The sequence below is a fragment of the Monashia sp. HAY1-2A genome (assembly GCF_056755315.1).
Window position 1 is genome coordinate 1 of the sequence record NZ_JBNDHY010000173.1, and the last position, 8,597, is coordinate 8,597.

The 8,597-nt window shown below is 71.6% G+C and carries 6 protein-coding genes; all 6 read left to right on the plus strand.

The features are described from left to right. Positions 1-1,565, plus strand: a 1,565-nt coding sequence (nuoL, locus tag ACPYOM_RS19015) for an NADH-quinone oxidoreductase subunit L (protein WP_481347159.1), incomplete at its 5' end; no start/stop codon positions are given. After that, complete coding sequence (locus tag ACPYOM_RS19020; protein ID WP_481340787.1) at positions 1,565-3,187, plus strand: NADH-quinone oxidoreductase subunit M; 1,623 nt, start codon at positions 1,565-1,567, stop codon at positions 3,185-3,187. The genes nuoL and ACPYOM_RS19020, both read left to right, overlap by 1 nt. Beyond that, positions 3,184-4,797, plus strand: a complete 1,614-nt coding sequence (gene nuoN / locus ACPYOM_RS19025; protein ID WP_481340786.1) for an NADH-quinone oxidoreductase subunit NuoN — start codon at positions 3,184-3,186, stop codon at positions 4,795-4,797. Before ACPYOM_RS19020 ends, nuoN begins: the two co-directional genes overlap by 4 nt. Positions 4,798-4,807: 10 nt before the next feature. Further along, positions 4,808-5,827 carry a polyprenyl synthetase family protein gene (locus tag ACPYOM_RS19030; protein ID WP_481347160.1) on the plus strand — a complete coding sequence of 340 codons (1,020 nt, stop codon included), beginning with the start codon at positions 4,808-4,810 and terminating at the stop codon, positions 5,825-5,827. A 43-nt stretch (positions 5,828-5,870) separates the two neighbouring features. Next, positions 5,871-7,169, plus strand: coding sequence for a type III PLP-dependent enzyme domain-containing protein (locus ACPYOM_RS19035; RefSeq protein ID WP_481347161.1), 1,299 nt, complete (start codon positions 5,871-5,873; stop codon positions 7,167-7,169). After that, complete coding sequence (locus ACPYOM_RS19040) at positions 7,162-8,493, plus strand: D-arabinono-1,4-lactone oxidase (RefSeq protein WP_481347162.1); 1,332 nt, start codon at positions 7,162-7,164, stop codon at positions 8,491-8,493. Before ACPYOM_RS19035 ends, ACPYOM_RS19040 begins: the two co-directional genes overlap by 8 nt. The last annotated feature ends 104 nt before the right edge of the window (positions 8,494-8,597 follow it).

An 8,597-nucleotide genomic window follows, 5' to 3' on the forward strand; every position in this document is an offset into this window, starting at 1 on the left:
GCTACATGGAGCACGACCCCGACAAGCGTCGCTTCTTCGCCTACCTCAACCTCTTCGTCGCGGCGATGCTCCTGCTCGTCCTGTCGAACAGCTACCTGCTGCTCTACGTCGGCTGGGAGGGCGTCGGCCTCGCGTCCTACCTGCTCATCGGGTTCTGGAACCACAACCCCGCCTACGCCACCGCGGCCAACAAGGCGTTCGTCGCCAACCGCGTCGGCGACTTCGGCCTGTCCATCGCCATCATGCTGATGTTCTTCCACTTCGGCGCCGTCGACTTCACGACGGTTCTCGGGGCGGCGGGCAGCAACGCGAACGAGGGCTTCATGACGGCGATGGGCCTCATGCTCCTGCTCGGCGCGTGCGGCAAGTCGGCGCAGTTCCCGCTCCAGAGCTGGCTCGGTGACGCGATGGCCGGTCCGACGCCGGTCTCCGCGCTCATCCACGCGGCGACGATGGTCACCGCCGGCGTCTACCTTGTCGTGCGCTCGGCCCCGATCTTCGAGGCCGCCCCGACGGCCCAGCTCGTCGTCGTCATCGTCGGCGCGATCACGCTCCTGTTCGGGGCGGTCGTCGGCTGCGCGAAGGACGACATCAAGAAGGCCCTCGCGGCCTCGACGATGAGCCAGATCGGCTACATGATGCTGGCCGCCGGCCTCGGCCCGGTCGGCTACGCGTTCGCCATCTTCCACCTGCTGACGCACGGCTTCTTCAAGGCCGGCATGTTCCTCGGCGCCGGCTCGGTCATGCACGGCATGAACGACCAGGTCGACATGCGCCGGTTCGGCGGGCTCTCGGGCGCCATGAAGATCACGTGGGCCACGTTCGCGCTCGGCTGGCTCGCGATCCTCGGGGTGCCCCCGTTCTCGGGCTACTGGTCCAAGGACAAGATCATCGAGGCCGCGTTCATCGGCGAGGGCTGGCGGCCGTGGGTCTTCGGCCTCGCCGCGCTCGTCGGCGCCGGCATCACCGCCTTCTACATGTCGCGCCTGTTCTTCATGACCTTCCACGGCAAGAAGCGGTGGACCGACGACGTGCACCCGCACGAGTCGGGCCTGCTCATGACGGTCCCGATGATGGTGCTGGCGGTCGGCTCGGCGTTCCTCGGTCTGGCCCTCGGCGTGACCGGCGGCATCACGAGCTGGCTCGAGCCGGTCACCGGCGCCGAGCCCGAGAACGCCCACCCGGTGCTGCCGCCGCTGGTGCTCGTCGTCCTCACCCTCGTGCTCATCGCCGCCGGTCTGGCGCTCGCCTGGCTGCGCTACTGGCGTGAGGACGTCCCCGTCACGGCGCCGGCCGGCAGCCTGCTGACGCAGGCGGCCCGCCAGGACCTCTACCAGGACCAGGTCAACGAGGCGCTGCTCATGCGTCCCGGCCTGCACCTGACGCGCTCGCTCGTCTTCGCGGACGGCAAGGGCGTCGACGGTGCGGCCGGTGGCCTCGCCGCGCTCGTCGGCGGGACCAGCGCCCGCCTGCGCAAGCTGCAGAACGGCTTCGCGCGCTCCTATGCCCTGACGATGCTCGCAGGCGTCGTCGCCATCCTCGGTGCACTGTGGGTGATCTCCTGATGACGACCGTCACGACCAGCCTGTCCGACATCCCGTGGCTGACGATCCTCGTGGTCGTGCCGCTCGTCGGCGCGCTCCTCGTCGCGTTCCTGCCCGGTAGCGCCGAGACTGCCAAGCGCATCGCGCTCGGCACCTCGGTGCTCACGCTCGTGCTCGGCATCGTCGCCGCGCTGCGGTTCGACCGGGGCAGCTCGGCGCAGTTCCAGCTCGGTGAGCAGCACGCGTGGATCCCGCAGTTCGGCGTCAGCTACGCCCTCGGCGTGGACGGCATCGCCCTCGTGCTCATCCTCATGGCGCTCGTCCTCACGCCGGTGTGCATCCTCGCCGCGTGGCACGACGTGCCCGAGGAGGTCGGCCCGCGAGGCGCCCAGCGCGTCAAGACCTACTTCGCGCTGCTGCTCGTGCTCGAGACGTTCATGGTCGGGGTCTTCGCCGCCACCGACGTGTTCCTCTTCTACGTCTTCTTCGAGGCGATGCTCATCCCGGTCTACTTCCTCATCGGGCGCTTCGGCGGCCCGCGCCGGCAGTACGCCGCGATGAAGTTCCTCCTCTTCTCGCTGGCCGGTGGTCTCGTCATGCTCGTGGCCGTCATCGGCCTCGGCATCCAGGGCCCGGGCGGCGCCGAGGGCTTCCTCGTCGAGCGCCTCACGGGCCTGCACATGGACCCGACCACCGAGCGACTGCTCTTCGTCGGCTTCTTCCTCGCCTTCGCGGTCAAGGCCCCGATGGTCCCCGTGCACACCTGGCTGCCCGACGCCGCCACCGAGTCGACACCCGCCACGGCGACGCTGCTCGTCGGTGTCCTCGACAAGGTCGGCACCTTCGGGATGATCCGGTTCTGCCTCCAGCTGTTCCCCGACGCGAGCCGCTGGGCCACCCCGGTCGTCGTGGTCCTCGCGGTGGTCTCGATCATCTACGGCGCGCTGCTCGCGATCGGCCAGACCGACGTCATGCGGCTCATCTCCTACACGTCGGTCAGCCACTTCGGCTTCATCGTGCTCGGCATCTTCGCCTTCACGTCGACCGGCCACGCGGGCTCGAACCTCTACATGGTCAACCACGGGTTCTCGACGGCGGCGCTGTTCCTCTTCGCCGCGATGCTCGTGCGGCGCCGGGGCAGCAAGCGCATCCCCGACTTCGGCGGGTGGCAGCGGGTCACGCCGGGCCTCGCGGGCATCTTCCTCGTCGCGAGCCTGTCGGGTCTCGCGCTGCCGGGCCTGGCCAGCTTCGTGTCGGAGTTCCTCGTCCTCGTCGGCAGCTTCCCGACGCAGCCGGTCGCCGCGGTCCTCGGCACGACCGGCATCATCCTGGCCGCCCTCTACATGCTGCTCATGTACAAGAAGGTCATGACCGGGCCGAAGCCCGAGGGTGTCGTCGGCGAGCGGGAGCACTCGCGCCTCGACGAGAACGGCCGTCGCGGCCTGTCGCTCGTGCGCGACCTGACGACCCGCGAGAAGGTCGTCGCCGCCCCGATCCTCGCGGCGTTCCTCGTGCTCGGGTTCTACCCCAACCTCGCGCTCAACGTCATCAACCCGGCCGTCGACAAGACGCTGACGGTCGTCAAGACCGCCGACCCGTCCCTCAACCCGGCCGGCACGCTGGCCGAAGGGAGCTCGAAGTGACCGCCGCCGCCCCGCTGGCGCTGACCACGCTTCCCGCCGCGTTCCAGCAGTCGCAGGTCGACTACCTGGCCGTCCTGCCGATGCTCATCGTCTTCGGCACGGCGATCGTCGGGGTGCTCGTCGAGGCGTTCGCGCCGCGCTCGAGCCGCCACGTCGTCCAGGTGTCGCTCGCGGTCGCCGGGCTCGTCGCAGCGGCCGTCGCGGTCGTCGCCGCGGCCGGCCACCAGGGCCTGACGTTCGGACTCGTCGACGGCGCGACCTCCCACCAGCTGTTCGCCCTCGCGGTCGACGGCCCGGCGCTGTTCATGCAGGGTGCCATCGTCCTCATGGGCATCCTCGGCGTGCTGACGATGGCCGAGCGCCTCGGCGGCGTCGGCCCGGAGGCGTTCACGCCGAGCGGTGCGTCGACGCCGGGCTCGTCGTACGAGACCGCGGCCGTCCGCGTCGGCGCGCTCACCTCGGAGGTCTTCCCCCTGACGATGTTCGCCATCGGCGGCATGATGCTGTTCCCGACCACGAACGACCTCATCGGGATGTTCGTCGCCCTCGAGGTGCTCTCGCTGCCGCTGTACATCCTCTCGGGCCTGGCCCGTCGGCGCCGCCTGCTGTCCCAGGAGGCCTCGCTGAAGTACTTCCTCCTCGGCGCGTTCAGCTCGGCGTTCTTCCTCTTCGGCACCGCGCTGCTCTACGGCTACTCCGGCTCGGTCTACTTCGGTGACCTCTCCCGGGCCGTGTCCACGGGTCCGCTGGAGATGAACGGCCTGCTCCTGCCGGGCGCGTTCCTCGTCTTCGTCGGCCTCCTGTTCAAGGTCGGTGCGGTTCCGTTCCACGCCTGGACGCCCGACGTCTACCAGGGTGCCCCGACGCCGGTCACCGGCTTCATGGCCGCGGCCACGAAGGCCGCCGCCTTCGGCGCGATCCTGCGCCTGGCCTATGTCGGCCTCGACACCGCTCGCTGGGAGTGGCAGAACGCCATCGTCATCGTGGCCCTCCTGACCATGGTCGTCGGGGCCGTGCTGTCGGTGACGCAGACCGACATGAAGCGGCTGCTCGCCTACTCCTCGATCGCGCACGCCGGCTTCATCCTCGTCGGCGTCCTCGCCTTCGACCGCGCCGGTGTCGGCTCGGTGCTCTTCTACCTCGTCGCCTACGGCTTCTCGACGATCGCGGCCTTCGCCATCGTCTCGCTCGTGCGCCAGAACGGCACCGAGGCCACCCACCTGTCGCAGTGGGCCGGCATCGGGCGTCGCCACCCGGTCGCCGGTGCCGCCTTCGCGTTCCTCATGCTCGCCTTCGCCGGCATCCCGCTGACGAGCGGCTTCGTGTCGAAGTTCGGGGTCTTCGCGGCCGCCATCGCGACGGGCGGTGCCACCGGCACGGTCCTCGCCGTCGTCGGCGTGCTGTGCAGCGCGATCACCGTGTTCGTCTACGCGCGCGTCATCGTCCTCATGTTCTTCAGCGACGCGCCGGACGACTCGGTGGAGGTCATGACGCCGTCGATGCCGACGACGTTCTCCATCGCGGTCGGCACGCTCGTGACCCTTGCCCTCGGCGTGCTGCCGTCGGCCCTGCTCGACCTGGCCGACCGCGCGTCGCAGTTCGTGCGGTGAGCGGGAGCCGATGACGACGCACGCCACGCCGCCGGTCCTCGGGATCCCGGGGGCCACGCCGGAGCTCGCGAGTGACCTGCGCGACGGGCTCGAGCGGGTCGACGCCCTCCTGCGCGAGGTCGTCGACCACGACGACCCGTTCATCGCGCGCGCGTCGGGGCACCTGCTCGAGGCGGGCGGCAAGCGGTTCCGGCCGCTGCTGACGCTGCTCGCCGCCGAGCTCGGTGAGGGCATCAACGACGACGTCGTCCGGGCCGCGGCCGGTGTCGAGCTGACCCATCTCGCCTCGCTGTACCACGACGACGTCATGGACGAGGGCCGGATGCGCCGTGGGGTCGTCTCGGCCAACGTCGCGTACGGCAACTCGACGGCGATCCTCGTGGGCGACCTGCTCTTCGGCAAGGCCTCCGAGCTCGTCGCGGGGCTCGGGGCCGAGGCGGTCCTCATCCAGGCGCAGACGTTCGTGCGACTGTGCGCGGGACAGATCCGCGACGACCAGGCCTGCCCGGCCGGCGTGGACCCCGTCGACTACTACCTCGGCGTCCTGGCCGACAAGACCGGCGTGCTCATCGCGACGGCCGGGCGCTACGGCGTCATGTTCAGCGGCGGCTCGGCCGAGACGGCCGAGACCATGCGCCTGTACGGCGAGAAGGTCGGCATCGCCTTCCAGCTCGCGGACGACCTCATCGACATCGAGTCGCAGGTGGGGGAGTCCGGCAAGACGCCGGGCACCGACCTGCGCGAGGGCGTCGACACGCTCGCGGTCCTGCGGGCCCGGGCCCTGGCCGACCCGTCGCGACCCGAGGACGCCCGGCTGCTCGAGCTGCTCGATGCCGACCTGTCCGACGACGACGCCGGTGTCGCCGAGGCGCTGGCCCTGCTGCGCGCCCACCCCGGCCTCGGCCAGGCCCGCGCGGAGACCGTCGCGGTGGCCCGGGACGCCCAGCGTCTGCTCGACCCCCTGCCGGACAGCGACGCCAAGGCGGCGCTGCAGGCCCTGGCCCTGTCGGTCGTCGAGCGCGCGGGGTGACGTCCGGCGCCGGCCGTGAGGTGACGCTCGGTAGGGTGCGCGCATGAGCGGCCACCCCTCCCTGCCCGACGCGTCGGCCTCCGAGCGGGCCGCGGCGCCGCCTCCGCACGAGGCTGCCGGGGCTGCCACGTCGCCCCCGGGCCGGGCCGCCGCGCCGCGGTCGGGCGGGCCACGGACCCGCCTCACGGCGTCCCGGCTGTCGGCTGCCACCGCCGGCCTGTCCTACCCGCTCGCCGTCGTCGACGTCGACGCGTTCGACGCCAACGCGTCGGTGCTCGTCGCCCTCGCGGGCGGCCTTCCCGTCCGCGTCGCCACCAAGTCGCTGCGGTGCCGGCCGCTCATCGAGCGGGCGCTGGAGCGCGACGGTTTCGCCGGCCTCATGTGCTACGCCGCGCGCGAGGCGGTCTGGTGGGCGCGGTCGGGGCAGCGCGACGTGCTGCTGGCCTACCCGAGCGTCGACGTCGAAGCCCTCACCGAGATCGCGGACGACCCTGACCTGCGAGCGGCCGTCACGGTCATGGTCGACAGCGTCGAGCACGTGGACTTCCTGGCCCGCCAGGTGCCCGGCCACGGGGGCCTGCGCGTGGCCGTGGACGTCGACGCGTCGCTGCGCGTCGGGCCGGCCCACCTCGGCGTGCGCCGGTCGCCCCTGCGGACGGCCGGCGACGTCGAGGTCGTCGTGCGCCGGGCCCTCGAGCAGGGCCTCGTCGTCGTCGGTCTCATGTTCTACGACGCGCAGATCGCGGGGCTGCCGGACTCCTCGCCTGCGGTGCGCCGGATGAAGCGCCTGTCCGACCGCGAGCTGCGCACCCGCCGCGGCGAGGTGGTCGCGGCGACCCGCGCGCTCACGGACCTCGAGTTCGTCAACGGCGGCGGCACCGGCAGCCTGCACCTGACGGGCCGCGACGCGGCGCTCACCGAGCTCGCCGCCGGGTCCGGCCTCTACGCGCCGACGCTCTTCGACGCCTACGACGCCCTCGACCTGACCCCGGCGGCGTTCTTCGGCACCGCGGTCGTGCGGCGGCCAACCGACGGCGTCGTCACGGGATTCGCCGGGGGCTACGTCGCCTCGGGCCCGCCCGGCTGGTCGCGGGTCCCCGAGCTGCTCGAGGAGCAGGGCCTGCGGCTCGAGCGTCGGGAGGGCACCGGGGAGGTGCAGACCCCGTTGCGCGGGCCGGGAGCCGATGCGCTCGGCCTCGGTGACCGGGTGTGGTTCCGGCACGCGAAGGCGGGCGAGCTGGCCGAGCGGTTCACCGAGTTCGTGCTGGTCAGCAGTGCCCGCGGCGACGAGGTCGTCGGACGGGCCGCGACCTACCGTGGGGAAGGGCAGTGCTTTGGCTGACAACGCGCCGCGCGTCGTGCGCAGCGTCGACTGGTCGAACTGGTCGGGCACCGAGTCGACCCGGCTGGCCCGGGTCGCGACGCCGCGCAGCGAGGCCGAGGTCGCCGACGAGCTGCTCCGCGCCGCGGACCGCGGGTTGCGGGTCAAGGTGATCGGCGCCGGGCACTCGTTCTCCGGTGTCGCGGTGACTGACGGCGTCCAGCTGCGCCTCGGGGCGCTGTCCGGCATCACGTCGATTGACGCGACGCGCGGCGAGGCGACGGTGCGTGCCGGCACGCCGCTGCACGTCCTCAACGACGAGCTCGCTGCGTTCGGGTACGCGATGCCGAACCTCGGCGACATCGACCGGCAGAGCATCGCCGGCGCCACGGGTACCGGCACGCACGGCACCGGGCTTCGTCTGCAGGGGCTCTCGGCGGGCATCCGCGCCCTGCGCCTCGTGCTCGCCGACGGCTCGGTCGTCGACTGCTCGTCGACCCGTGAGCCCGACCTGTTCCAGGCGGCCCGCCTCGGGCTCGGTGCGCTCGGGATCGTCACCGAGATCACGCTGGCGGTCGTGCCCGCGTTCCTGCTGCACGCCGTCGAGAGGCCGGAGCCGCTGTCGGACGTGCTCGCCCACCTCGACGTCGTCGCCGAGACGAACGACCACTTCGAGTTCTACTGGTTCCCGCACACCGACCGCACCCTCACGAAGCGCAACAACCGCGTGCCCGAGGGGACGACGCCCAAGCCGCTCCCAGCGTGGCGGGAGCGGCTCGACGACGACCTGCTGAGCAACCGGTTCTTCGAGGTGACCAACCGCGTCGCCACCCGGCTGCCGCGCACGACGCGGGGCATCAACGCCGTCGCGTCGCGGGCGCTGTCGGAACGGCAGTACACCGACTGGTCGCACCGGGTGTTCGTCACCGCTCGCGACGTGCGGTTCATGGAGTCGGAGTGGGCCTTCCCGCGGGCAGCGCTCGGGGAGGTGCTCCTCGAGCTGCGCGAGTGGGTCGACACCCACGACGAGCACATCTCCTTCCCCGTCGAGTGCCGGCTGGCCGCCGCCGACGACGTCTGGTTGTCGACGGCCTACGAGCGAGAGAGCTGCTACGTCGCGATCCACCGGTACCACCGGCAGGAGCGCGGCGCCTACTTCGACGCCTTCGAGGCCATCGCGACCAACCACGGCGGCCGCCCGCACTGGGGCAAGATGCACACCCGCGATGCCGAGTACCTGCGCGAGCAGTACCCGCGGTTCGACGACTTCGTCGCTGTCCGCGACCGGGTCGACCCGAAGCGCCGGTTCGCCAACGCCTACCTGGAGCGGGTTCTCGGCACCTGACGGAGCACCACCTCCGGACACCCGCTGCACCCCGGTCGCTACGTCAGTGCTCAGTCTGAGTGAGCAGCTGTCTCTTATACACATCTGACGCTGCCGACGACGGA

Bases quoted from the DNA above. Each gene is read 5' to 3' on its own strand.
- ACPYOM_RS19020 (WP_481340787.1), top strand. From the start codon at position 1,565: ATGACGACCGTCACGACCAGCCTGTCCGACATCCCGTGGCTGACGATC.
- ACPYOM_RS19030 (WP_481347160.1), top strand. From the start codon at position 4,808: ATGACGACGCACGCCACGCCGCCGGTCCTCGGGATCCCGGGGGCCACG.
- ACPYOM_RS19035 (WP_481347161.1), top strand. From the start codon at position 5,871: ATGAGCGGCCACCCCTCCCTGCCCGACGCGTCGGCCTCCGAGCGGGCC.